At 70.5% G+C, this 22,400-nt stretch carries 19 protein-coding genes, 1 pseudogene and 3 riboswitches; of the genes and pseudogenes, 12 read left to right on the forward strand and 8 right to left on the reverse strand.

Translation table 11 applies throughout. The annotated features are described in order from the left end of the window. From ABZZ22_RS23975 to ABZZ22_RS23985, 3 genes and pseudogenes are all read left to right on the forward strand, one after another. Window positions 1-90: pseudogene (locus ABZZ22_RS23975) on the forward strand (peptide chain release factor-like protein); the annotation flags it as partial. A gap of 126 nt (window positions 91-216) precedes the next feature. Next, a complete protein-coding gene (locus ABZZ22_RS23980; protein ID WP_354936990.1) occupies window positions 217-1,638 on the forward strand; it encodes an NAD(P)/FAD-dependent oxidoreductase in 1,422 nt (473 codons plus the stop codon). Window positions 1,639-1,759: 121 nt separating this feature from the next. Continuing rightward, window positions 1,760-2,323, forward strand: coding sequence for a GNAT family N-acetyltransferase (locus ABZZ22_RS23985; RefSeq protein ID WP_354936992.1), 564 nt, complete (start codon window positions 1,760-1,762; stop codon window positions 2,321-2,323). Here ABZZ22_RS23985 and ABZZ22_RS23990 read toward each other — a convergent pair. Continuing rightward, the gene (locus ABZZ22_RS23990; protein ID WP_354936995.1) at window positions 2,283-3,566 is read right to left on the reverse strand and encodes an MFS transporter; all 1,284 of its coding nucleotides are present in this window, start codon (window positions 3,564-3,566) and stop codon (window positions 2,283-2,285) included. The two genes, ABZZ22_RS23985 and ABZZ22_RS23990, sit on opposite strands and share 41 nt — an antisense overlap. A 119-nt stretch (window positions 3,567-3,685) precedes the next feature. Between ABZZ22_RS23990 and ABZZ22_RS23995 the strand changes: the two genes are divergently transcribed. The 6 genes from ABZZ22_RS23995 to ABZZ22_RS24020 all read left to right on the forward strand — a co-directional run bounded on the left by ABZZ22_RS23995 (window position 3,686) and on the right by ABZZ22_RS24020 (window position 12,191). Further along, window positions 3,686-4,600: a winged helix-turn-helix transcriptional regulator gene (locus ABZZ22_RS23995; RefSeq protein WP_354936997.1), complete on the forward strand. Its 915-nt coding sequence runs from the start codon at window positions 3,686-3,688 to the stop codon at window positions 4,598-4,600. Then, window positions 4,600-4,718, forward strand: a riboswitch (cobalamin riboswitch). It overlaps the preceding gene by 1 nt. 35 nt (window positions 4,719-4,753) lie before the next feature. Beyond that, window positions 4,754-8,398, forward strand: a complete 3,645-nt coding sequence (gene cobN, locus ABZZ22_RS24000) for a cobaltochelatase subunit CobN (RefSeq protein ID WP_354937000.1) — start codon at window positions 4,754-4,756, stop codon at window positions 8,396-8,398. Beyond that, the gene (gene cobF / locus ABZZ22_RS24005; RefSeq protein WP_354937003.1) at window positions 8,395-9,168 is read left to right on the forward strand and encodes a precorrin-6A synthase (deacetylating); all 774 of its coding nucleotides are present in this window, start codon (window positions 8,395-8,397) and stop codon (window positions 9,166-9,168) included. Before cobN ends, cobF begins: the two co-directional genes overlap by 4 nt. After that, window positions 9,165-10,739, forward strand: a complete 1,575-nt coding sequence (locus ABZZ22_RS24010; RefSeq protein WP_354937006.1) for a cobyric acid synthase — start codon at window positions 9,165-9,167, stop codon at window positions 10,737-10,739. Before cobF ends, ABZZ22_RS24010 begins: the two co-directional genes overlap by 4 nt. Continuing rightward, complete coding sequence (locus tag ABZZ22_RS24015; RefSeq protein ID WP_354937009.1) at window positions 10,736-11,467, forward strand: cobalt-precorrin-6A reductase; 732 nt, start codon at window positions 10,736-10,738, stop codon at window positions 11,465-11,467. Before ABZZ22_RS24010 ends, ABZZ22_RS24015 begins: the two co-directional genes overlap by 4 nt. Window positions 11,468-11,537: 70 nt before the next feature. After that, on the forward strand, window positions 11,538-12,191 hold the full coding sequence (locus tag ABZZ22_RS24020) for a (2Fe-2S) ferredoxin domain-containing protein (protein WP_354937012.1): 654 nt from the start codon (window positions 11,538-11,540) through the stop codon (window positions 12,189-12,191). 43 nt (window positions 12,192-12,234) lie between these two features. Here the strand turns inward: ABZZ22_RS24020 and ABZZ22_RS24025 are convergent, their stop codons facing one another. The 5 genes from ABZZ22_RS24025 to ABZZ22_RS24045 all read right to left on the reverse strand — a co-directional run bounded on the left by ABZZ22_RS24025 (window position 12,235) and on the right by ABZZ22_RS24045 (window position 16,326). Further along, entirely contained in the window at window positions 12,235-13,026 is a 792-nt protein-coding gene (locus ABZZ22_RS24025; RefSeq protein WP_354937015.1) for a CbtA family protein, read from the reverse strand. Beyond that, window positions 13,026-13,241 carry a CbtB-domain containing protein gene (locus tag ABZZ22_RS24030; protein ID WP_354937018.1) on the reverse strand — a complete coding sequence of 72 codons (216 nt, stop codon included), beginning with the start codon at window positions 13,239-13,241 and terminating at the stop codon, window positions 13,026-13,028. The genes ABZZ22_RS24025 and ABZZ22_RS24030 overlap by 1 nt, the downstream gene beginning before the upstream one ends. Window positions 13,242-13,394: 153 nt before the next feature. Continuing rightward, a complete protein-coding gene (locus tag ABZZ22_RS24035; protein ID WP_354937020.1) occupies window positions 13,395-14,468 on the reverse strand; it encodes an ABC transporter substrate-binding protein in 1,074 nt (357 codons plus the stop codon). Further along, entirely contained in the window at window positions 14,465-15,310 is an 846-nt protein-coding gene (locus tag ABZZ22_RS24040; RefSeq protein ID WP_354937022.1) for an ABC transporter ATP-binding protein, read from the reverse strand. Before ABZZ22_RS24040 ends, ABZZ22_RS24035 begins: the two co-directional genes overlap by 4 nt. Further along, window positions 15,307-16,326, reverse strand: coding sequence for an iron ABC transporter permease (locus ABZZ22_RS24045; protein ID WP_354937038.1), 1,020 nt, complete (start codon window positions 16,324-16,326; stop codon window positions 15,307-15,309). Before ABZZ22_RS24045 ends, ABZZ22_RS24040 begins: the two co-directional genes overlap by 4 nt. 126 nt (window positions 16,327-16,452) lie before the next feature. Continuing rightward, a riboswitch (cobalamin riboswitch) is annotated at window positions 16,453-16,636 on the reverse strand. Between the two features lie 88 nt (window positions 16,637-16,724). Continuing rightward, a riboswitch (cobalamin riboswitch) is annotated at window positions 16,725-16,957 on the forward strand. A 153-nt stretch (window positions 16,958-17,110) separates the two neighbouring features. Between ABZZ22_RS24045 and ABZZ22_RS24050 the strand changes: the two genes are divergently transcribed. The 3 genes from ABZZ22_RS24050 to ABZZ22_RS24060 all read left to right on the forward strand — a co-directional run bounded on the left by ABZZ22_RS24050 (window position 17,111) and on the right by ABZZ22_RS24060 (window position 20,294). Beyond that, on the forward strand, window positions 17,111-18,109 hold the full coding sequence (locus tag ABZZ22_RS24050) for a ribonucleotide-diphosphate reductase subunit beta (RefSeq protein WP_354937025.1): 999 nt from the start codon (window positions 17,111-17,113) through the stop codon (window positions 18,107-18,109). Then, the gene (locus tag ABZZ22_RS24055) at window positions 18,109-19,806 is read left to right on the forward strand and encodes a ribonucleotide reductase N-terminal alpha domain-containing protein (protein ID WP_354937028.1); all 1,698 of its coding nucleotides are present in this window, start codon (window positions 18,109-18,111) and stop codon (window positions 19,804-19,806) included. Before ABZZ22_RS24050 ends, ABZZ22_RS24055 begins: the two co-directional genes overlap by 1 nt. A gap of 128 nt (window positions 19,807-19,934) precedes the next feature. Next, the gene (locus ABZZ22_RS24060; RefSeq protein WP_354937030.1) at window positions 19,935-20,294 is read left to right on the forward strand and encodes a (2Fe-2S) ferredoxin domain-containing protein; all 360 of its coding nucleotides are present in this window, start codon (window positions 19,935-19,937) and stop codon (window positions 20,292-20,294) included. On the opposite strand, the gene ABZZ22_RS24065 is transcribed toward ABZZ22_RS24060, so the two are convergent. Next, complete coding sequence (locus tag ABZZ22_RS24065) at window positions 20,282-21,259, reverse strand: cobalamin biosynthesis protein (protein ID WP_354937033.1); 978 nt, start codon at window positions 21,257-21,259, stop codon at window positions 20,282-20,284. The two genes, ABZZ22_RS24060 and ABZZ22_RS24065, sit on opposite strands and share 13 nt — an antisense overlap. Beyond that, window positions 21,256-22,400, reverse strand: a 1,145-nt coding sequence (gene cobC, locus ABZZ22_RS24070; protein ID WP_354937036.1) for an Rv2231c family pyridoxal phosphate-dependent protein CobC, incomplete at its 5' end; no start/stop codon positions are given. The genes cobC and ABZZ22_RS24065, both read right to left, overlap by 4 nt.

A 22,400-nucleotide genomic window follows, 5' to 3' on the forward strand; every position in this document is an offset into this window, starting at 1 on the left:
GGTCCCGGCGGCCAGTCGGTCAACACCACCGACTCGGCGGTCCGGCTGACCCACCTCCCCACCGGCACCGTGGTCTCCTGCCAGAACGAGATCGACACGCTCGCTCACCCGAGGGCCTGAACGGAGTGGCCCTCGACGGACGGGGGCGGCGGCGGCTCGACCGTCGGGGCACACCTCGTCTGGCGCTCACGGCCGACCAGCGAGAGCATGTCTCACATGACGCAGACCGCAACCGTCGTAGGCGCCGGACCGAACGGCCTGGCGGCCGCGATCGTGCTCGCCCAGCGCGGGGTGAAGGTCGTCGTGCTGGAGGCCGCGGAGACGGTCGGCGGCGGCACTCGCACCGCCGAGCTGACCGCCCCCGGGCTGCGTCACGACATCTGCTCGGCGATCCATCCGCTCGGGGTGGCCTCGCCGTTCCTGCGTGAGCTCGAGCTGGAGAAGTACGGTCTGACCTGGCGTTACCCCGAGATCGAGCTCGCCCATCCCATCGATGAGGACCAGGCCGCACTGCTGCACCGCTCCATCGATGAGACGGCCGCCGGGCTGGGCGTCGACGGGCCGCGCTGGAAGCAGGTCTTCGGCCCGGTCGTACGCGACTTCGACTCGATCGCCGACCACGTCCTCGGTCCGATGCTGCGCGTCCCCCGCCACCCGTTCCGGATGGCCGCCTTCGGGCTGCGGGCCGCGCCGCCGGCCACCGTGCTCGCCCGGGCCTTTCGCGAGGAGCGGGCGAAGGCGCTCTTCGCCGGCTGCGCCGCGCACGCTTTCCAGCCGCTGCACCGCCCGGGCACGGCCGCCGTGGGCACCGTGCTCCTGGTCAGCGGACATCGCTACGGCTGGCCGGTCGCCGAGGGCGGCTCGCATGCGATCACCCTCGCCATGGCGCAGCTCCTCGAGGAGCTCGGCGGCACGATCCTCACCGGCACCACGGTCCGCGGCCTCGCCGACCTGCCCGAGTCCGACGTCACCTTGTTCGACACCAGCCCCGAAGCCCTCGCCGACATCGCCGGTGCCGCTCTCCCCCAGCGGTCACGCCGGGCGATGCGGAGATGGAAGTACGGCCCCGCGGCGTACAAGCTCGATCTGGCCGTCCGCGGCCCCATCCCGTGGCGCGACCCGGAGATCGCCCGCGCGGGGACGGTCCATCTCGGTGGGACCATCGCCGAGGTCGCGGAAAGCGAGCGGGAGATCGCGGCGGGCCGGATGCCGGAGCGGCCGTTCGTGCTGCTGGGCCAGCAGTACGTCGCCGACCCGTCACGCTCGGCCGGCGGCCTGAACCCGGTCTGGGCCTATGCCCAGGTCCCGCACGCCTACGAAGGCGACGCGACCGATGCTGTCCTGGCCCAGATCGAGCGCTTCGCTCCCGGCTTCCGGTCCCAGATCGTCGACACCCACGTCACCACGCCGGCCGACTACGCGGCGTACAACCTCAACTACGTCGGCGGCGACATCGGCACCGGCGCCAACACCCTGCGCCAGCTCATCATCCGTCCCACGCTCGCCACCTACGACACCGGCATCCCCGGGATGTACCTCTGCTCCGCGGCCACCCCGCCGAGCCCCGGCGTCCACGGCATGTGCGGCTACCACGCTGCCCACCGCGCCCTGCGCCACGTAGCCGCCGAGTCGGCGTAACTGTCCCACCCACAGTCCCCGAGTCGGCGCAACTGCCCCGCTCATAGTCGCCGAGTCGGCGAGGACGGTAGTGCGCCAGAAACCTGTGCCTGCGGCGTACGTCCTGATTAGTGTCTCGCCCATGCCACAAGCCCATCTGCGCACCGAGCGCCTCGAGCTGGTCCCGCTGAGCGAGGAGCATCTGTCGTTCCTCATCGAGCTCAACTCCGACCCTGTGGTGCTCCGCTATCTGTTCAGCCGCGCGCTCACGCCGGAGGAGACCGAGGAGCGGATGCACAGGTGGATCCGGGTGGCGAAGGAGTCCGACGGGCAGGGCAAGTGGATCGCGTACGCCGCCGGGGAGCCGATCGGGCTCTACATGCTCGAGCCGCCCGATGCCCCGCCGCGCACCGACGCCGCCGAGCTGGGCTATCGGCTGCCGCAGCGTTACTGGCGCAAGGGCTATGCGAAGGAGGGCTCGCTCGAGCTGCTCCGCCACGGGTTCGAGGACCTCGGCGTCGAGCGGGTGATCGCGCAGACGATGGCCGTCAACGAGGCCTCCCGCGCGACGATGGTGGCGGTCGGGATGAGCTTCGCGCGCAGCTTCCACGAGGACTTCGAGGAGCCGCTCGCCGGGCACTCCGAGGGCGAGGTCGAGTACGAGATCACCCGCGAGACCTGGTCGCGGTCTCAGGTGGGCGGATAGACCCCGGCTCCCCGAGGTCGTCGAAGTCGTCGAAGTCGTCGAAGTCCTCGAGGTTGCGCAGGTGTCGGATCGGGCTCATCCAGAGAACGACCGGCCCGAGCAGGAGCACCGCAGCGGATACGAGGAGCGTGACCCGAGGACCGACCAGCTCCGCGCTGAGCCCGGCCACGATGCTGCCGACCGGAATGAGTCCCCACGACACGAACCGCACGGTCGCCATCACGCGCGAGAGCAGCTCCGGCGGACTGGCGACCTGCCGGTAGGTCCGGGTGACCACGCTGCCGGGCACGACACTGCCGGCGAAGATCAGGTTCCCGGCGGCGAAGCAGACCCAGCCGGCCCAGCCGCTCCCGAGCGGGATCACCGCTGCCCCGATCGCACCGAGCAGGCCCTCGAACATCAGCAGCCTGGCGGAGCCGAACCGACGCACCAGCCAGGGCGTGATCGCCGCGAAGGCCAGCGAGCCGATGCCCTCGGAGGCGAGCAGGATGCCGACGAGACCGGGCGGGGTGTCGAGCTCACGGACCAGGTAGTAGGCGAACAGCGCGAGCTGGACCCCACACACGAAGTTGACCACACAGGCCCACCACATCGCCGGCGCCATCACCGGGTGCCGGGTCACGAACCGCCAGCCCTCGGCCACCATCGACGCGATCGACCCCGCGGCGTCCCCCTGGGGCTGACGGCGCTCGGGCAGCCGCTGCAGCAGGAGCGCGGAGCCGAGGTACGAGAGGGCATCGACGAACAGCGCGGGGACCGCGCCGATCACCTGGACGAGCAGACCGCCGAGCGACGGGCCGCCCAGCTGGGTCGCGGCGTGAGTTCCGGAGATGAGACTGTTCCGGCTGGTCAGCTGCTCTTTCGGGACCACGCTCGGCAGGAATGTCGTGTTCGCGGCGAAGAAGAGCACCTCGGCGAAGTTGACCGCGAGCGCAACGACCAGCAGCTGGACCAGCGTGAGTCCGCCGGCCCACCACACCAACGGAACACTGAGGATCGCGGCGGCGCGCGCGAGGTCGGCGAGGACCTGTACGCGGCGCAGCGGGAGCCGCTGCACGATCGCCCCCGCGGGCAGGCCGATGAGGATCCAGGCGAGGTACCCGGCTGCCGCCAGCAGCCCCATCTCGAACGCGCTCGCCCCCAGCACCGTCACCGCGGTCAGCGGCAGCGCTACGGCGGTGACCGCCGTGCCAACGCCGCTCAATGTGCCGGCGGACCAGTAAAGCCAGAATGACCGCGCCACGCGGCGTACCTCTTCCATTCGAGCCCTCTCAGAGTGAGTTCCAAATTGGAACTCTATGCAATCATGTCGGTGTCGAGTCCGCCAACCCGAATCAGCTCGACCGGACCAAGGAGACGCCGATGCGCCGCGATGACCTCACCGACGCCGACTGCGGGATCGCGCAGGCGCTCGGTGTCATCGGTGACTGGCAGAGCCTGCTGATCGTGCGCGAGTGTGCCGCGGGGGTGACCCGGTTCGACGGCCTGGTCCGAGAGCTCGGCCTCAGCCGCCGCGCGCTCACGGAGCGGCTCAACTCTCTCGTCGCCGACGGCGTCCTGGCCAAGCACGCCTACACCGACCGCCCGGTGCGCCACGACTACCGCCTGACCGGACGCGGCCGCGGGCTGCTGCCCGTCCTGGTCGCTCTCCAGGAGTGGGGCACCCAGCACGTCATGGGCGACGGCACCCTGACCGCGACCGCCGGACCGGACGAGGAACGCCGCCTCGAGGACCTGCTCGGCACGACACCGCCGACCGTCGAGCTCACCTCGCACCGCGACACCCGCCTCCGACTCACCACCGCGGGCACCTGGACCGTCGCCTTCTTCTTCCCCGGCGCCTATGCGCCGAAGAGCCACGGCTATCCCCCGGGCTGGGGCGACATCCCCGGGACCCGGGGCTGCACGCTGGAATGCCAGACGTACGCCGAGCACGACTCCGACTTCGCCGCCGCCGGCGCCCGCGTGGTCGGCGTGAGCACGCAGCGCACCGACCAGCTGGCCGCGTTCGCGGAACATGCCGACCTGCCGTACGACCTCGCCTCCGATTCCGACGGGGTCGCCGCGAGCGCCTACCGACTGCCGGTCTTCCGTGCCGGCGGCGCTGACCGGCTCAAGAGGGTCTCGCTCCTCCTGGACCCTGCCGGCGTCGTACGGCACGTCCAGGCCCCGATCACCGACCCGGCCGGATCAGTCGACGACATGCTCGCCGTTCTGCGCGAGCGAACTTCCGTCGCCGGCGCTACCGACCCCGGGACGCGGAAACCCAGGGGGTAGGCTGCGAGCACGCTCGTGGTGCAGGAACCCGGTGAGAGTCCGGGGCGGTTCCGCCACTGTGTTGTCCGCGTTGGAGCGCGGACACAGCCAGACACTGGCCACGGGTGATCCGACCGATCGATGGGGCGAGAACCCCTGAGGAGGAATCTGGCCGTGGCCGATCCTGCACGCGTACGCATCGCTCTTCTCTCCACCTCCGACACGGACCTGCTCTCGGCCCGTGCCAGCGAGGCCGACTACGTCTGGGCGAACCCGTCGCGGCCCGCCGACCTCGACCGCGTCGTCGCCGACGCCGATCTGGTCGTCTTCCGGCTCCTCGGCTCGCCCAACGATCTTTGGGACGGCCTGAGCGCCGTCAAGGAGCGGGGCACGCCGGTGGTGGTCCTCGGCGGCGAGCAGCAGCCGAGCGCCGAGCTGATGGAGCACTCCACGGTCCCGATGGGCGTCGCCGCGGAGGCGCACCGCTATCTGGCCGAGGGCGGTCCGGGCAACCTCGCCCAGCTGCACGCGTTCCTCTCCGACACGGTCCTGCTGACCGGGGTCGGGTTCGAGCCGCCGGCGGAGGTGCCGGCCTGGGGGTTCGCGGACCGTGCCTCGACGGTCGGGCATCTCGACAAGCTCGATGACCGGCCGAAGATCGGGATCCTCTACTACCGCGCCCACGAGACCAGCGGGAACACCGCGTTCGCGCACGCGCTGGCCGATGCCATCGACGCGACCGGAGCGGCCACCGGCGTACCCGTCTTCGCGGGCTCCCTCCGCTCTGCCCCCGACGACCTCTACGAGGCGCTCGGCAGCCTCGACGCGCTGATCGTGACCGTGCTCGCGGCCGGCGGCTCCGTGCCGGCCTCGGCGAGCGCCGGCGGTGAGGACGAGGCCTGGGACGTGGAGCGGATGGCGGCGCTGGACATCCCGGTCCTGCAGGGCCTGTGCCTGACCAGCTCGCGCGCGGAGTGGGAGGCCTCCGACGACGGCGTGACGCCGCTCGACTCGGCGAACCAGATCGCGATCCCGGAGTTCGACGGGCGGATCATCACCGCGCCGTTCTCCTTCAAGGAGCTCGACGAGCAGGGGCTCCCCCACTACGTCGCCGACCCCGAGCGCACCGCGCGGGTCGCCAGGATCGCGGTCAACCACGCGCGTCTGCGGCACACGTCCAACCAGGACAAGCGCCTCGCGCTCGTGCTCTCCGCCTACCCGACCAAGCACTCCCGCATCGGCAACGCCGTCGGCCTGGACACCCCGGTCTCCGCGATCCGGATGCTCCGGCGGCTGCGCGAGGAGGGCTATGACCTCGGGCAGGACAACGAGGTCGTACGCATCATCGACGGCTCCGACGACACGGCTGCCGGGGACGCGCTGATCCACGCGCTGATCGCGGCCGGGGGCCAGGACGAGGAGTGGCTGACCAACGCCCAGCTCACCGACGCCCACGTCCGCATCTCCAAGGCCTCCTACGACGAGTGGACCGCGGATCTCCCCGCTGACCTGCGCGAGCAGATGGTCGAGACCTGGGGTGAGTCGCCGGGGGGCCTGTTCGTCAACGACGATGGCGAGCTCGTGCTCGCCACGCTCCAGGCCGGCAACATCGTGATCCTGATCCAGCCGCCGCGCGGGTTCGGCGAGAACCCGGTCGCGATCTACCACGACCCGGACCTGCCCCCGAGCCACCATTACCTGGGTGCCTACCGCTGGCTCGAGCACGGTTTCAAGGCCGACGCGGTCGTCCATCTCGGCAAGCACGGCTCGATGGAGTGGCTGCCCGGCAAGAACGCCGCCCTCTCGGCCTCCTGCGGTCCGGACGCGGCCATCGGCAACATGCCGCTGATCTACCCGTTCCTGGTCAACGACCCCGGCGAGGGCGCCCAGGCCAAGCGCCGCGCGCACGCCACGATCGTCGACCACCTGGTGCCGCCGATGGCACGCGCGGAGTCCTACGGCGACATCGCGCGACTGGAGGGGCTGATGGAGGAGTACGACCGGATCTCCTCCATGGACCCGGCCAAGCTGCCCGCCATCCGTGGCGAGATCTGGCAGCTGATGAAGGCCGCCGAGCTCCACCGCGACCTCGGCCTGGAGGAGCGGCCCGAGGACGACGACTTCGACGACTTCATGCTCCACATCGACGGCTGGCTCTGCGAGATCAAGGACGCCCAGATCCGCGACGGGCTGCACGTTCTCGGTGCCGCACCCGAGGGCGAGGCCCGGGTCAACCTGGTGCTCTCGATCCTGCGCGCCGCGCAGGTCTGGGGCGGCGTCGGTGGCGCCGTGCCCGGGCTCCGGGCGGCGCTCGGGCTCAAGGAAAACGCCGAGACGAAGGCGGTCGACGAGATCGAGGCCAAGGCCCGGGACCTGGTGCAGCGGATGGACGCAGCAGGCTGGGACCCGGCCGCTGCCGCGACCCTTCACGACGACCCCGCGGTGCGGCAGGTGCTCGTCTTCGCCGCCGAGCAGGTGGTGCCGCGGCTGAACGGGACGACCGACGAGCTGTCCGCCGTCCTGCACGCGCTGGACGGTGGCTTCGTCCCCGCGGGGCCGTCGGGCTCGCCGCTGCGGGGGCTGGTCAACGTACTTCCGACCGGGCGCAACTTCTACACCGTCGACCCGCGCGCGGTGCCGTCGCGGCTGGCGTGGCAGACCGGGCAGGCGATGGCCGACTCGCTGCTGCAGCGCTACCTGGACGAGACCGGCGACTACCCCACCTCGGTCGGGCTCTCGGTGTGGGGCACGTCCGCGATGCGTACGGCCGGTGACGACATCGCCGAGGTGCTCGCGCTGCTCGGCGTCCGCCCCGAATGGGACGAGGCCTCGCGCCGCATCACCCACCTCGACATCATCTCGCTCGAGGAGCTGGGCAGGCCCCGGATCGACGTGACCGTACGCATCTCCGGGTTCTTCCGCGACGCGTTCCCGCACGTCGTCTCGATGCTCGACGACGCGGTCCGGATGGTGGCGGACCTCGACGAGTCTCCCGAGGACAACTACGTCCGCGCGCACACGCTCGCGGACCTCGCCGAGCACGGCGACCAGCGCCGCGCGACGTCGCGGATCTTCGGCTCCAAGCCCGGTTCGTACGGGGCCGGGATCCTGCAGGTGATCGAGGCCGGCAACTGGCGCTCCGATGCCGACCTGGCGGATGTCTACACGGCGTGGGGCGGCTTCGCCTACGGCCGCGACCTCGACGGCGCCCCGGCGGCGGACGCCATGCGCGCCAACTACCGCCGGATCAAGGTCGCCGCCAAGAACGTCGACTCCGCCGAGCACGACATCGCCGACTCCGACGACTACTTCCAGTACCACGGCGGCATGGTCGCCACCGTCCGCGCGCTCACCGGCTCGGACCCGAAGGCGTACGTCGGTGACTCCACCTCCCCCGACGCCATCAAGACCCGCACCCTGCAGGAGGAGACCAACCGCGTCTTCCGGGCCCGGGTGGTCAACCCGCGCTGGATCTCGGCGATGCAGCGCCACGGCTACAAGGGCGCCTTCGAGCTGGCCGCGACCGTCGACTACCTCTTCGGCTTCGACGCGACCGCCGGCGTGGTGCAGGACTGGATGTACGAGAAGCTCGCCCGCGAGTACGTCCTGGACGAGACCAACCAGGAGTTCATGCGGACCTCGAACCCGTGGGCTCTGCGTGGAATCGTGGAGCGGCTGCACGAGGCGGCGGAGCGCGGGCTGTGGGAGTCGCCCGACCCCGAGGTCGTCGCGGCGATGCAGGAGATCTATCTCGACATCGAAGGTGACCTGGAAGCGCAAGCTACCGAGGAGCGAAGCGACGTAAGGTCGGAAGAGTGACGCGCACGATCAAGATCATCGGCGTCGGCCCGGGTGACCCCGACCAGGTCACCTTGGAGGCCGTCGCCGCGATGCGGTCGGTCGACTACTTCCTCGTCACCGACAAGTCGGGCACGGCCAAGGGCGGGATGCCGGATCCGCTGGTGCGGGCCCGCGAGGAGCTGCTCGACCGCCACCTCGACGAGCCGGCGCGGGTGGTCAAGGTCGCCGACGCGCCCCGCGAGCGGCGCGAGGAGTTCACCGGCACCGACGCGGAGTATCGGGCGGCGGTCGCCGCCTGGCACCGGGCCCGGGTCGAGAAGTATCTCGCCGTGCTGGCCGAGAACCCCGGCGACGTCGGCTTCCTGGTCTGGGGCGACCCGGCGTTCTACGACTCCACGATCCGGGTCGTCGACCAGATCGCTGAAAGGCTCGACGTCGAGGTCGACGTCGTCCCCGGCATCTCCTCGGTGCAGCTGCTCGCCGCGCGTCATCGACTCGTCCTCCATGACGTCGGGCGCCCGCTCTACGTCACCACCGGCCGTGCGGTGCACGAGGCCGTCGAGGCCGGTCACGACAATCTCGTGGTGATGCTCAACCGCGTCGTCGACCTGCCCGGCCTCGAGGACTGGCGGATCTGGTGGGGCGGCAACCTCGGCACTCGTGAGGAGGAGCTGGTCGCCGGCACCGTCGGTGAGGTCCTGCCGGCGATCGAGGAGTCCCGGAACCGGCTGCGGGAGACGTCCGGGTGGGTCATGGACATCTACCTTCTGCGGGCTCCGCGCCGATGAGTGGGCTGCTCGTCGCCGGCACGACTTCCGACGCGGGCAAGTCGGTGGTCACGACCGGGCTGTGCCGGGCGTTCGCTCGCCGGGGTGTGAAGGTGGCGCCTTACAAGGCGCAGAACATGTCGAACAATTCCATGGTGGTCTCGACAAGCTCGACCTCCGGGGACTGGGTCTCGACAAGCTCGACCACCGGGGGCGGCTCGGCACCTGACGGGACGATGGCCGAGATCGGCCGGGCGCAGTGGGTGCAGGCGCTGGCTGCCCGGGTGACTCCGGAGCCGGCGATGAACCCGGTGCTGCTCAAGCCGGGCTCCGACCGCCGCAGCCACGTGGTGCTGATGGGGCAGCCTGCCGGCGAGGTGTCCTCGCACGACTGGGAGGCGGGCCGCCGGCATCTGGCGACCGCGGCCCATGCGGCGTACGACGACCTCTCCGCCCGCTTCGACGTGATCGTCGCCGAGGGCGCGGGGAGTCCGGCCGAGATCAACCTGCGGGCGGGCGACTACGTGAACATGGGGTTGGCGCAGCACGCCGGGCTGCCGACCGTGGTCGTGGGCGACATCGACCGCGGCGGGGTCTTCGCGGCGATGTACGGCACCCTCGCCCTTCTCGATGCCGCGGACCAGGCGCTGATCAGCGGGTTCGTGATCAACAAGTTCCGCGGTGACGTCGGGCTGCTGGCTCCCGGTCTCAGCTCCCTCGAAAAGCTCACCGAGCGCCCGGTCTTCGGCGTACTCCCCTGGGAGCCGTCGTTGTGGCTCGACTCGGAGGACGCCCTCGATCTGGAGGGTCGCCGCGCGGCGGCCGGCGCCACCCGGAAGGTCGCAGTCGTACGCCTCCCCCGGATCTCCAACTTCACCGACGTCGACGCGCTCGGCCTGGAGCCGGACCTCGACGTCGTCTTCGCCTCCTCGCCGGCTGATGTCGCCGACGCCGATCTCGTCGTGCTCCCCGGCACCAGGTCCACGATCAGCGACCTCGCCTGGCTCCGCTCGCGTGGCCTGGACGTGGCCATCACCGAGCACGTACGCCGCGGCCGCCCGCTCCTCGGGATCTGCGGTGGGTTCCAGATGCTCGGTCGCGTGATCGCCGATCCTGACAGGGTCGAGGGGAAGGTCGCCGAGGTCGAGGGGCTGGGCCTGCTCGACGTACGCACCGACTTCTCCCCCGCCAAGAACCTCCGCCTGCCCACCGGGTCGGCGCTCGGGGTCGAGGCGAGCGGCTACGAGATCCACCACGGCCGGATCACCCGCGGCGACGGGGTGGAGGAGTTTCTCGGCGGTGCCCGTTCTGGGCAGGTCTTCGGGACGATGTGGCACGGCAGCCTGGAGGGCGATGCGCTGCGGGGTGCCTTCCTCGAGGCGACGTTGGGCCGGGAGCCGTCGGACGTCTCGTTCCCGGCTGCTCGTGAGCGGCGGATGGATCTGATCGGCGACCTCGTCGAGGAGCACCTCGATGTCGACGCCCTGCTCGACCTCGCTCTCACTGGTCGACACGACGTCGTGAGGAACGAACGACGTCGTGTCGAGACCAGCGGGGAGAGCGGCTCGACCAGCGCGGGGAGCGCCCGATGAGGTTGTTGATCCTCGGCGGCACGAGCGAGGCCCGTGAGCTCGCCGTGCAACTGATCGACGTCGGTGTCGACGTCACCTCCTCCCTCGCAGGCAGGGTCGCGCGACCGCGGCTGCCCGTCGGAGAGGTACGGATCGGTGGGTTCGGTGGCGTCGACGGGCTCAAGGCGGCGCTCGACGGGTTCGACGCGGTCGTCGACGCGACCCATCCGTTCGCGCGCGGGATGTCGGCCAACGCGGCCGCGGCCTGTGCGCAGACCGGCCATCCGCTGCTCAGACTGGAACGGCCCGGCTGGCCGACCGACCCCTCCTGGGCCTACGTCGATACCCACGACCAAGCCGCCACGCTCGCCGCCGACCTCGGCAAGCGTCCCTTCATCACGGTCGGACGCCAGGAGCTCGCCCGGTTCGTCCGCGCTCTCGGTGAACACGCCGCGCTGGCCCGCGTGGTCGATCCTCCCGAGCTCGACCTCCCCGAGCCGTGGACGCTGCTGACCAGCCGCGGACCCTACGACCTCGGCGGCGAGCTCGTGCTGATGCGCGAGCACGGCACCGACGTACTCATCACCAAGGACTCCGGCGGCGCCTACACCTGGCCGAAGATGGCGGCGGCCGCCGAGCTGGGCGTGCAGGTGGTCGTCGTCCGTCGACCCGCCGGGGCCGGCGACGTGGCGACGGTCGATGACGTCGCCGAAGCGGTGAGCTGGGTGCTGGGTCGGCGATCGCTATGACAGCGGGTCCGACCTCGTGAACGTCTTCACAAAGCGGGACCCTCAGTCACAGGCACGGGTCCTCGTGGGTATGTCCGTGACCGACGTCGACCGGCGCGACGAGATCCTCGGCTGGGCGCGCGACCACGACGCGAGCGCCGCCTTCCTGCAGCTGGGCGACCCGTCGCTCTCCCACGAGCTGACCCGCCTGGCCGACAAGGGCGCCGAGACCATCATGCTGATCGGCATCAGCCTCGGCCCGCTCGCCCCGGGCCACTCCTGGCTACGCCGGATCGCCGCCCACTGGTGGCGCGAGCGCCCCGGCCGGCGACCTGAGATCCAGGTCGCGACCCGACTGGTGACCACCCCCGACGCGCTGGCCGACGAGCTGGCCGAGACCCGTCCGCTCACCGGCACCGAGCCCGGGCTCACCTCACCGGCATGGGAGCAGGTGCCCGACCACGTACGCCAGGTCCTGATCTGCCGCGGCCCCCGCTGCACCGCGAAGGGCTCGGAGGAGACCGCCCGGGCGGTGGTCCTGGGCGCGATGGAGGCCGGGCTCGGCGACGACGACCTGCTGATCACCCACACCGGCTGCCTGTTCCCGTGCAACCAGGCGCCAGTGATCAGCGTGCAGCCCGACGACGTCTGGTACGGCAACGTGGAAGCGGCCGCCGCCCGGGTGATCGTGCGTGATCACCTGGCCGACGGCCGCCCCGTGGAGACCTACCGCCTCCCCCGCTGATCCGGGTCGAGCTACTGATCCGGTGGTCGAGCTTGTCGAGACCTCACAGGCTCGCGGCCAGGGCCTTCCGCTCCGCGACGGCGCGCTCCGCCGCGTACAACCGGCCGACCAGGCCGGTCAGTGCCACCCCGAGCAGGCCCCACATCGTGGCGAGCGTGATGAGGGACGCGAGCCGGAAGGACCACAGCGTGTCCGCCGGGAAGTCGCCGATCTCGTTGACCGTGACGAAGAGGTGACCCGCGACGACCACGACCAGCAGATAGGCGGCGGTGCCGCCGACCACGGCCGCGTAGGTCCCGACCCGCTCCCGCAGTCGCACCGCGCCATAGGTGGCGAGCACGGCCGCGAGGACGGAGACGAGCAGGTAGCCGAAGTAGACCGACGTACGCAGCCCGATGGTGTCCCCGCTGCCGACCGCGGGTGGCGTGGCCGGATATTTGAGGAAAGGCACCAGCGCGACCGCGACGAACCCGATCAGCGTGACGAGCGCCGTCGACTGGCTTGGCGTGAGCCGTCCGAGGCGCCCCAGCGCGGCGGCGGCGACCAGCCCGAGGATGCCCCCGAGCGCGACGCCAACGGCCAGGGTGCCGGTCAGCAGACCCCAGGTGCTCTGGTTCGTGCGGGGGACCTCGGCGGCCTCGTCACCGCCCTCGTCGCCTTCGGCGGCATGCGAGTGCGAGTGCCCGTCGCCGCCGCTGTCTCCTGATGATATGGCCTCCAGCGCGATGGCAGCGCCGACCTGCGGCTCACCGACGGCGTACGCCACCAGGAAGGTGGCGACGCCGGCGAGGAGTCCGGCTAGCAGGCCGCGTACGAGAAATGCACGCGGGCTCATCAGTGGCAGGGGTAGCCGAGCAGGTGGCGACCGTCGTGGACCCACTCGTGGATGAGCGTGCCGGACGGGATCGAGACGGCGCCCTGGTCGGCGCTGATGAAGAAGAGCACCAGCAGACCGAGAAGGCCGAAGAAGAGCGCCCAGGGGGCGAGCTCACGGAGCGGGACGGTGGGAAGGTCGGCGCCGGCGACGGGCGCCACAGCGTGCTGCGACATATGTCCTCCTCAGGGATTTCTGCGTCCCTGTTCGATGGGGTTGGACGGACACTCGGGTCTGACTCCACCGCCGCGAGGCGATGTCACAGTAGCGCGACTGTGCCGGAGTTCCACCGGCTTCCTCGTATCCGTTGCGTGCACTATAGCCAGATCTCAGCGGAGCCACTCGTTGCCGTCGAGATTGGTGAGATGGGTGATGTCGAGCGTCGGCTCGATCCCCGACTCGGGAACGATCCCGAAGTGCTCCAGCGAGCGGCGGACCCACTCGGCGGCGTCGATGTTGAGGGGCCCGGAGACCCACATCGCGTAGGGCAGGTTGACGAACCTGTTCTCCTCGACGGCACGCAGACCGCGGGAGGCGGGGTTGGCCTTGAGGACCTTGACCTTCTCCTCGTACGACTGACCGGGGTAGTCCACGAAGTAGATGATGTCCGGATCGGCGGCGGCGATGCGCTCCCAGCCGACCTCGGTCCAGGTGTCGTCGACGTCGGCGGTCGCGTTGGTCACCCCGGCGGTGTCGAAGATCGCCTGCGGCCCGCCGAAGGAGCCGGACGTGAAGATCGCGTCGGTGCCGGAGTCGAACAGGAACGCGGTCGGCGCCTCAGCCGGTTCGGACGCGCTCTCCAAGGCCTTGCGACGCTCCTCGATGTCGGTCACGACCTCCTCCGCGGTCTCCCGGTGACCGGTCAGCTCACCGATGTTGAGCAGGTCGGTACGCAGCGCCGTCCAGGCCTCCATGGTGCCGCGGTCGCCGTCCTCCTGACGGCAGGTCTCGCTGAGCAGGTAGGTGTCGATGCCCTGCTCGTGCAACGTCTCGGGCAGCAGGTTGCGCGACTCGCTGAACCCGTAGCCCCAGCCTGCGAACATCATCTGTGGATTCACAGCGAGCACGGTCTCCAGGGTCGGGTGGTCGTCGCCGACCACGCGGAGCTCGTCGACGCGCTCGTCCGGGTAGGCGAGCTCGAGCAGCTGCTTGTCGCGCGCCAGGCCGGTGACGGCGACGAGCTCGTCGCGTGCGCCGACAGCGAGCGCGATCGAGATGATCCCGCCGTCGTAGGCGTAGAGCTCGGTGAGCGGCTCGTCGATCGTCACCTTCTCACCACAGTTCTCGACGGTGACCGCTGCCGCGCTCGCGGGACCGGAGGCGGTGGTCTCCTCCGCACCGCAGCCGGTGAGGATCGTGGCACCGAGAGCGAGTGCGGAGAGGCAGGCCAGGCGTGGGTTCATGCCGAGTGGTCCTTTCGGGGGTGGATGAGCAGGTGGGGCTGACCCAGGTGCGGGTGTGGAACCTGGACGGAGCCGACGCCGAAGTGAAGATCGACGCTGATGGCGTCGAGGACCTCGGCGGGCGGGCCATGGGCCACGACCGTCGCCGGCCCGGTGTCCGGGTCGGAGCCCTGGGGCCGGCCGAGAACCGCCAGCCGGTCGAAGGAGCGAAGCGCCAGGTCGAGGTCGTGGATCGTCGCGACCAGGGTCTCGACCCGGTCGGCGACCGTCTGCAGCAGCCGCAGCTGCCAAGCGACGTCGAGGTGGTTGGTGGGCTCGTCCAGGAGCATCACCGGGCAGTCCTGGGCGAGGCCGCGGGCCATCACCGCCCGTCGCCGCTCGCCGCCGGAGAGCCGGTCGCAGGGCTCGTCGATCCGGTCGGCCAGCCCGACGGCATCGAGAGCCGAACGGACGATATCGCGCTCCTGCGTTCCGCCTCTGGCCCAGGGCCGGGTGCGTGGCACCCGGCCGAGCGCAACCATCTCGCCGACGAGCAGCTCTGCGGAGGCGACCTCTTCCTGAGGGACGTACGCCATCCGGCGGGCACGCTCACGCGAGCTGGTCCGACTGGTCTCGTGGAGGGCACCGGCGGCGTCGGCGAGGTAGGTGTGGCCGGCGCTCGGCCGCAGCACTCCGGCGATGACCCGCAGCAAGGTCGACTTCCCCACTCCGTTCACGCCGACGATCCCGAGACTGGTGCCGGCGGGCACGTCGAGGTCGATGTCGCGAAGCACGTCGCGCTCGCCCAGGCGGACACCGACGCCGCGCAGACGCAGCACCGGACCGTTCTCGTGCGCGCTCATCCCTCACTCCCGAACCGGTACCTGCCGCGGCCCAGGAGCAGCAGGAACAGCGGCGCCCCGACGACACCGGTGACCACGCCCAGCGGGATCTCCTGTGGTCGCGCCACCAGCCGTGCCAGCACGTCGACCCACAGCAGGAACAGCCCACCGCCCAGGGCCGCGATGGGGAGGACGACCCGGTGCCGGGCGCCCACGAGCAACCGGGCCGCGTGCGGCACGATCAGCCCGACGAACCCGATCCCGCCGCTGACCGCGACCAGGACCCCGACCAGGACCGCCAACCCGACGAAAAGCGTCGTACGCAGCCCCGCGACGTTCACACCGAGCGAGACCGCGGTCTCCGGGCCCGCCGCAAGCGCGTCCAACCAGCGGTGCATGGCCAGCATCCCGACCCCCAGGGCCAGGGTGAGCGCCGCGGGCAGCCACAGCTTCTCCCAGGTGGCACCGCCAACGCTGCCGAGCATCCAGAACATCACCGAGTTGGCGGCACGGGGGTCGTCGCTCATGAAGACCAGGAACGAGGCGATCGCGGAGAGTCCCGAGGAGAGCACCACCCCGGAGAGCACCAGCCGGATCGGAGTCAGCCCACCCTGCGCGGTCGCCACCAACCAGACCAGCAGGGCCGAGCCGATCGCCCCGACCAGTGCCCCGGTCGAGACGGCATAGATGCCGAAGCCGGCCAGCGCACCCGTGGTGATCGCCGCCGTCGCCCCCACCGACGCCCCGGAGCTGATCCCGAGGAGGAACGGGTCGGCGAGCGGGTTGCGGACCAGGGTCTGCATCCCGGCGCCGGCCACCGCGAGGCCCGCCCCGACGACCAGGGCCATCAGTGCTCGGGGAAGGCGCAGCTCCCACACGATCACGTCCCACCTCCCGACGGCATCACCCTGGAGCCGGTCGGCGACCGCCGCGACGACCTCGGAGACCGGGATCCGCTCCGATCCGAACGCCAGGGAGGCCACGGCGCTGAGCACCGAGGCGAGCACCAGGCCGACGACCAACGGCAGGAAGGGCACTCTGCGGTTCGCGCCGGTAGCGGGCCTCCCGACGGCCCGGCGACGTACAGATGGCTGGGCATCGCGGAGGGACGCATCCACGGCTGTCGGCCTCTCAGGTCTCCTGGACCCTGATCGCGAGGGCCGTTGACGAATATCTGAGCCGACAGGTTTTCGGACTCGGGATCAACCGACGACGCTGCCTTCCCAGGACCTCAGGTCCCAGTGGCGTCTAGCGTCGCCGTCTCCCTCACCGCTGCGCGCCAGTCCCGGAATCACACCGGAGTTCCCTGGCATCCCAGAGGATGCGTTCGACTCGGGCGACACGCTAGCACGGTCACCGAAGCCTGGCAGCGGTGTCACCCAGGAGGCCGGCGAAACACTAGATCTAGGAAGTTGCATTGATGTAGTTCCCGTATATGGTGGTCCTCGCAGCTGGTTCTCCCAACTCGGCGACGGGGCGGGAGAGGCAAGAGGGAACCCGGTTCGACTCCGGGACTGCCCCGCAGCGGTGAGTGGGAACGACCGCCGTCACAGAGCACTGGGAGCAAGCCGGCTCCTGGGAAGCGACGGCCAGTAGGGATCTCGACAAGCTCGATCACCGAGTATGTGCCCACGAGTCCGAAGACCTGCCAGCGCGCCGCACCCGCCGGGTGCGGTGGTCCGCGACCTCGAGGGACGGTCAGGGGATCAAGTCCTCGCGCCCGTCTTCCGGCGCGGCGCCGACGTCCTCTGCTCCTCGATGCGCGGATGAGCAACACATCCGAGCGGGCCGGGCGGGCCCGTGGACGAAGGGGACGATGAGATGATCGACACCGAGGGTCTGCCGATCCGGACCGAGAAGTCGGCGTACGTCTTCGACTACCCGATGGCCGAGGACCTGGCGAAGAAGCAGCGGAGCATCTTCTGGACGGCCGAGGAGATCCCGGTCGAGAACGACAAGCAGGACTTCCTGGTCAACATGACCGACGCCGAGCAGGCGGCGGTCAAGACGACGCTGAAGCTGTTCACCATCTATGAGCTGATCCTCGGCGGCGAGGTGTGGGGCGACCGGCTCTTCCACGCGTTCCCGCGCCCGGAGGTCCAGATGATGACCAACGCCTTCTCGTTCGCCGAGCTCAACATGCACGCGCCGTTCTACGCGAAGCTCAACAAGACGCTGATGATCGACACCGAGGAGTTCTACGACTCCTACAAGAACGACCCCGTGCTGGCCGAGCGGATCCAGTTCGTGTGGGACGCGATCGCCGACGAGGACCTGCTCTACGCGCTAAGCGTCTTCACGCTGATGGAGAACTGCGTCCTCTACTCCAACTTCGCCTTCCTCAAGCACTTCCAGTCCGGTGGGAAGAACCTGCTGCAGAACGTGATCAGCGGCATCAACTTCTCCGCCCGCGACGAGAACCTGCACGCCACCGGCGGCGCCTGGCTGTTCAACACCACCCTCGAGGAGTACGCCGCGACCGTCCCGGCCGACAAGTTCGAGGCCGAGCGCGACGACCTCTTCGCGAGGGTCCGCGGCGTCGCCGAGCACCTCTACGCCCACGAGGCCCGGATCGTGGAGATGCTCTTCTCCCACGGGCCGATCCCAGGCATCGACCAGGCCGACCTGGAGACCTTCGTGAGGTCCCGGATCGACATGACCCTGGAGAACATGCGGATGGAACCGCTGTTCGACGTCGAGGCCAACCCGATCGCCGAATGGTTCTACAACGGCATCAACGGCACCCAGTTCCACGACTTCTTCCAGGTCACCGGCAACGAATACAACCGCAACATCGGCGAGACGGAGTTCAGCTTCTGATGAGCAACAACAACTGGGAGGCACTCTCCGCCGAGCGCAAGGCGCTGCAGGCCGAGGACATCGTGCCCGACTTCATGACCACGGCGGGCTACGCCATGTTCAAGGCCAAGTACACCGTGGACGGCCAGAGCGTGCGGGGGCGCTACGAGACCATCGCCAGCACCGCCGGCGACCTCGCCGACGAGATGTACCCCCGCGAGGACGGCGTCTCCTGGACGGCGCGGTTCTTCGAGGCGATCTGGAACGGCTGGCTCTCCCCGTCGACGCCGGTGCTGTCCAACCTCGGCACCGACCGCGGTCTGCCGGTCTCGTGCGAGGGCTCGTACGTCGAGGACTCGGTCTGGGGCTTCTACGAGACCCTCAAGGAGGCCGCGATCCTCTCCCAGAACGGGTTCGGCACCTCGGCGTACCTCGGTGACGTCCGGCCCCGTGGCGCGAAGTTCAGCGACAACGGCAAGGCCAACGGCGTGGTCCCGGTCTTCTGCAACTTCGTGGAGATGACCAACCAGATCAGCCAGGGCGCGACCCGGCGCGGCTCCTGGGCAGGCTACCTGCCGGTGGACCACCCGGACTTCTTCGAGCTCGCCGACCTGATCTTCCGCGAGCCGGCCAACAAGAACGTCGGCTGGATCTTCAGCCAGGCGTTCATCGACCGAATGCTGGCCGGGGACCGCGACGCCCTGGAGCGCTACCAGCGGGTGCTGAAGATCCGGGTGGTGCTGGGCAAGGGCTACATCTGGAAGGTCGACACCGTCAACGCCGCCCAGACCGAGTCCTACCGAGCCAACGGGCTGGCCAACAAGGCCTCCAACCTGTGCTCGGAGATCACCCTGTTCAGCGACGAGGAGCACTCCTACACCTGCGTGCTCTCCTCGCTGAACCTGTCGACCTATGACGAGTGGAAGGACCAGGACACGGCGTACGTCGCGACCGTCTTCCTCGACGCGGTCGCCGAGGCGTTCCTGCGCAAGGCCCGCACCATCCGCGGCCTGGAGCGGGCGGTGCGCTACACCGAGAAGGCCCGCAGCCTGGGGCTGGGCGTGATGGGCTACCACGACTACCTGCAGAAGCAGCGGGTGCCGTTCGAGTCGGACAAGGCGGCGGCGCTGAACAAGGACATCTTCGAGCGGATCTCGTCGAGTGCCGACGCCGCGTCGCGGTGGATGGGCTCGGTCGCGGGCGTCCCGGAGTGGTGCGTCGGACGGCGCAACTCCCACCTGATGGCCATCGCGCCGACGATGAGCACCGCGGTGATCGTCGGCGGCACCAGCCAGGGCATCGAGCCGTACGTCGCGAACGTCTGGAACCAGACCACCTCGGCCGGCGAGATGCCGCGGGCCAACCAGAACCTCGTCGAGGTGATGGAGGAGCGCGGGGTCTACGACCAGGCGCACATCGACGACATCGTCGACCACGGCGGCTCGGTCCAGCACGTCGACTGGCTCGACGAGCACGAGAAGGACGTCTTCAAGACCGGCTACGAGATCGACCAGGAGATCCTGCTCGCCCGCGCGTCGGACCGGCAGGTCTACATCGACCAGGCCCAGTCGCTCAACCTGTTCTTCCAGGCCGACGCGACCCCGCAGTACATCAGCAAGATCCACAAGCTCGCGCTGCTCGACCCGAACATCAAGAGCCTGTACTACCTGCGTTCGCGTGCCGGTGTCCAAGCCAGCAAGCAGACCCGCACCAACTGAGAGGTACGACCATGAACCAGAACCCGACCACCGATGCGATCGACGACCTGACCTGGGACGACTGGAGCGATGCCGAGGTCTGCGCCATCGAGAACGGCCCCGACTGCGAGGCATGCGAGGGCTGAAGGATGAGCAGCCCAGCCGGCGGGCGGCCGACGCTGACGGTCTGCCGCGGATGCTGCTGCGGGACGGAGCGGAAGTCGCCCGGGGTGGACCACGAGGCAGTGCTCACGACCCTGAGCGAGGTGGCCGGGGAGTCGGCGACGGTACGCGTCGCCGACTGCCTCGGCCCCTGCGAACGAGCCGACGTCGTGGTGGTCGGCCCCTCACCCGAGGGCAGGCGGCGCGGCGCACGGCCCGTCTGGGTCGCCCGTGTCGGAACCGCGAGGGTCGCCGATGCCCTGGCTCAATGGGCCGGTGCCGGTGGACCGGGCATCGCTGAGCCTCCGCCCGCGGTCCTGGCCCGAGCCTTTCGTCACGGTCGCTGAGTGACCACCACGTACGCCGCGGCGACCAGCGCCGCGCCGATGCCGACCCTGCGGGCAAGCCTGGTGGCCTCGACGACGTCGCCAGGCGCGGCGGCGCGGCCGTCCCCCATCACTGCGCGGTGCTCGACCCGGTTGCCGTAGTAACGGTTCGTGCCACCGAGGCGAATGTCGAGGGCACCGGCGAAGGACGCCTCGACGACGCCCGCGTTCGGGCTCGGGTGCCGCGACGCGTCGCGGCGCCAGGCTTGCCACGCCGGCCTCGCCCGCGAGGGTGAGGCGGCGATCGTGAGTAGGCCGGAGAGGCGCGATCCGGGCAGGTTGAGCAGGTCATCGAGCCGGGCGCTCGCCCAACCGAAGTGCTCGTAGCGGTCATTGTGATGGCCCACCATCGCGTCGAGGGTGTTGGCCGCGCGGTAGCCGAGAAGACCGGGTACGCCAGCGAGCGCACCCCACACGAGTGGCGCGACCACCGCGTCGGAGGTGTTCTCGGCGACGCTCTCCACCACGGCTCGGGAGACCTCGGAGGCGTCGAGCTCGGCGGTGTCGCGGCCGACCAGGTGAGTCAGGCGCTGCCGGGCGGCGAGGAGGTCGCCGCGGTCGAGGTGTGCGTGGACGGCCATCGCCTCGCGTTCCAGGGAACGCCCACCCAGCACCGCCCAGGTCGCGGCCGCGGTCACCAGCGTCCTCCTGGTCCGGCCGGGAGCGAGTCGCTCCGCGGCGGCGCCAAGGACCACCGCTCCCCCGACGAGGGTGGCTGCGTGGAGCACACCGCGGGATCGATCGTCGGAGTACCAGGACTGCTCGGCCCGCATCGCGACCGTGCCGAAACCGGCGACCGGGTGGAACCGGCGTGGGTCTCCCAGCAGCCGGTCGAGCGCGAACCCTGCCAGCAGCCCGGCCGCAGTGGCGATGCGGTCTCGATGCGGACCGGAACCGTTACCGGTGTGACGTTTGATGCGCCTCATCTGTCACAGCCGTAACGGTTCCGGTCCGAGAGGTGACTGAGTGCGGCGAGAAGCTGGTCGGTCGGCTCGCTTGGCCGCACGGCGATCCGCACCCAGTCGGGGCCGAGACCGGGGAAGGTGTCGGCGCGGCGTACGGCGATGCCGTGGTCGCGCAGGGCCTCCCGGACCCCGGGGCCCGGTCGGGCCAGGACGAAGGAGGCCGAGGAGGGGACGTACTCGATCTCGCGGGCTCCCAGGCCCGCCTCGAGATGGTCGCGCCAGGTGGCGATCCGCTCCGCGCGGTCGCGGGCCTCGAGGATCGCCTGCTCGGTGGCGCAGGCGAGCATCGCGGCGGCGGCGGTCGCCGAGACCGACCACGGTGTGCGCGCCCACTCCAGGTCGCGGATCGCGGCGGTGTCGCCGACGACATAACCCGCCCGGACCCCGGGGATCGACCAGTGCTTGGTGAGACTGCGGATGACCAGCAGGCCGTCCGCGCGGGTGGCGGTGAGCGTCTCCGGCTCGCCAGGAACCGCGTCCATGAACGCCTCGTCGACCACGACCAGACGGCCGGGGCGGAGGAGGGCACGGAGGCTGGCGGCAGGATGGAGTACGCCGGTCGGGTTGGTCGGGTTGCCGACGACGACCAGGTCCGCGTCGTCGGGCACCGCGGCCGGGTCGAGCGCGAAGCCGTCCTCGGCCCGGCAGTGCACCTCGGTGACCTCGTGGCCGGCCTGCTCGAGCGCCGCGTGGGGCTCGGTGAACTGCGGGTGGACGACGACCGGTCTGCGCCAGGCCCGTGCTCGGGCGACGAGCGTGAACGCCTCGGCCGCCCCTGCCGTCGGGAGCACCTCGTCGTGCTCGCGGCCGTGGTGCTTCGCCAGCGCCGCCCGAGCCGGCTCCTCGTCGGGATAGGTGGTCGGCGCGAGCGATTCCCGCAGCGCCGTCTCCAGCCACGCCGGACGCTCGCCCGGGTAGACGTTCACCGCGAAGTCGAGCAGCCCGTCGCCGATCTCGACGTCCCCGTGGTGCCGCAGCGGGTCGGCGACCCCGCCACCCCCGCTGGCCGAGCCGCCGGAGCCGCTATGCGACCGAGTGAGGCCGCCCGGCGAGCTTGCTCGTCCGGGCGTGCCGAGCGAGGGAGCACCCGAGCGAAGCGAGG

The sequence above is a fragment of the Nocardioides sp. NPDC006273 genome (assembly GCF_040613495.1).
Classification (GTDB): Bacteria; Actinomycetota; Actinomycetes; order Propionibacteriales; family Nocardioidaceae; genus Nocardioides.

What these genes read in the sequence shown, in the direction of transcription:
- ABZZ22_RS24015 (WP_354937009.1), top strand. Translation starts at nt 10,736, where the DNA reads ATGAGGTTGTTGATCCTCGGCGGCACGAGCGAGGCCCGTGAGCTCGCC.
- ABZZ22_RS24025 (WP_354937015.1), bottom strand. Translation starts at nt 13,026, where the DNA reads ATGAGCCCGCGTGCATTTCTCGTACGCGGCCTGCTAGCCGGACTCCTC.
- ABZZ22_RS24055 (WP_354937028.1), top strand. Translation starts at nt 18,109, where the DNA reads ATGAGCAACAACAACTGGGAGGCACTCTCCGCCGAGCGCAAGGCGCTG.
- ABZZ22_RS24060 (WP_354937030.1), top strand. Translation starts at nt 19,935, where the DNA reads ATGAGCAGCCCAGCCGGCGGGCGGCCGACGCTGACGGTCTGCCGCGGA.
- ABZZ22_RS24010 (WP_354937006.1), top strand. Translation starts at nt 9,165, where the DNA reads ATGAGTGGGCTGCTCGTCGCCGGCACGACTTCCGACGCGGGCAAGTCG.
- ABZZ22_RS23985 (WP_354936992.1), top strand. Translation starts at nt 1,760, where the DNA reads ATGCCACAAGCCCATCTGCGCACCGAGCGCCTCGAGCTGGTCCCGCTG.
- ABZZ22_RS24040 (WP_354937022.1), bottom strand. Translation starts at nt 15,310, where the DNA reads ATGAGCGCGCACGAGAACGGTCCGGTGCTGCGTCTGCGCGGCGTCGGT.
- ABZZ22_RS23980 (WP_354936990.1), top strand. Translation starts at nt 217, where the DNA reads ATGACGCAGACCGCAACCGTCGTAGGCGCCGGACCGAACGGCCTGGCG.
- ABZZ22_RS24035 (WP_354937020.1), bottom strand. Translation starts at nt 14,468, where the DNA reads ATGAACCCACGCCTGGCCTGCCTCTCCGCACTCGCTCTCGGTGCCACG.
- ABZZ22_RS24030 (WP_354937018.1), bottom strand. Translation starts at nt 13,241, where the DNA reads ATGTCGCAGCACGCTGTGGCGCCCGTCGCCGGCGCCGACCTTCCCACC.
- ABZZ22_RS24050 (WP_354937025.1), top strand. Translation starts at nt 17,111, where the DNA reads ATGATCGACACCGAGGGTCTGCCGATCCGGACCGAGAAGTCGGCGTAC.
- ABZZ22_RS24065 (WP_354937033.1), bottom strand. Translation starts at nt 21,259, where the DNA reads ATGAGGCGCATCAAACGTCACACCGGTAACGGTTCCGGTCCGCATCGA.
- ABZZ22_RS24020 (WP_354937012.1), top strand. Translation starts at nt 11,538, where the DNA reads ATGTCCGTGACCGACGTCGACCGGCGCGACGAGATCCTCGGCTGGGCG.
- ABZZ22_RS23995 (WP_354936997.1), top strand. Translation starts at nt 3,686, where the DNA reads ATGCGCCGCGATGACCTCACCGACGCCGACTGCGGGATCGCGCAGGCG.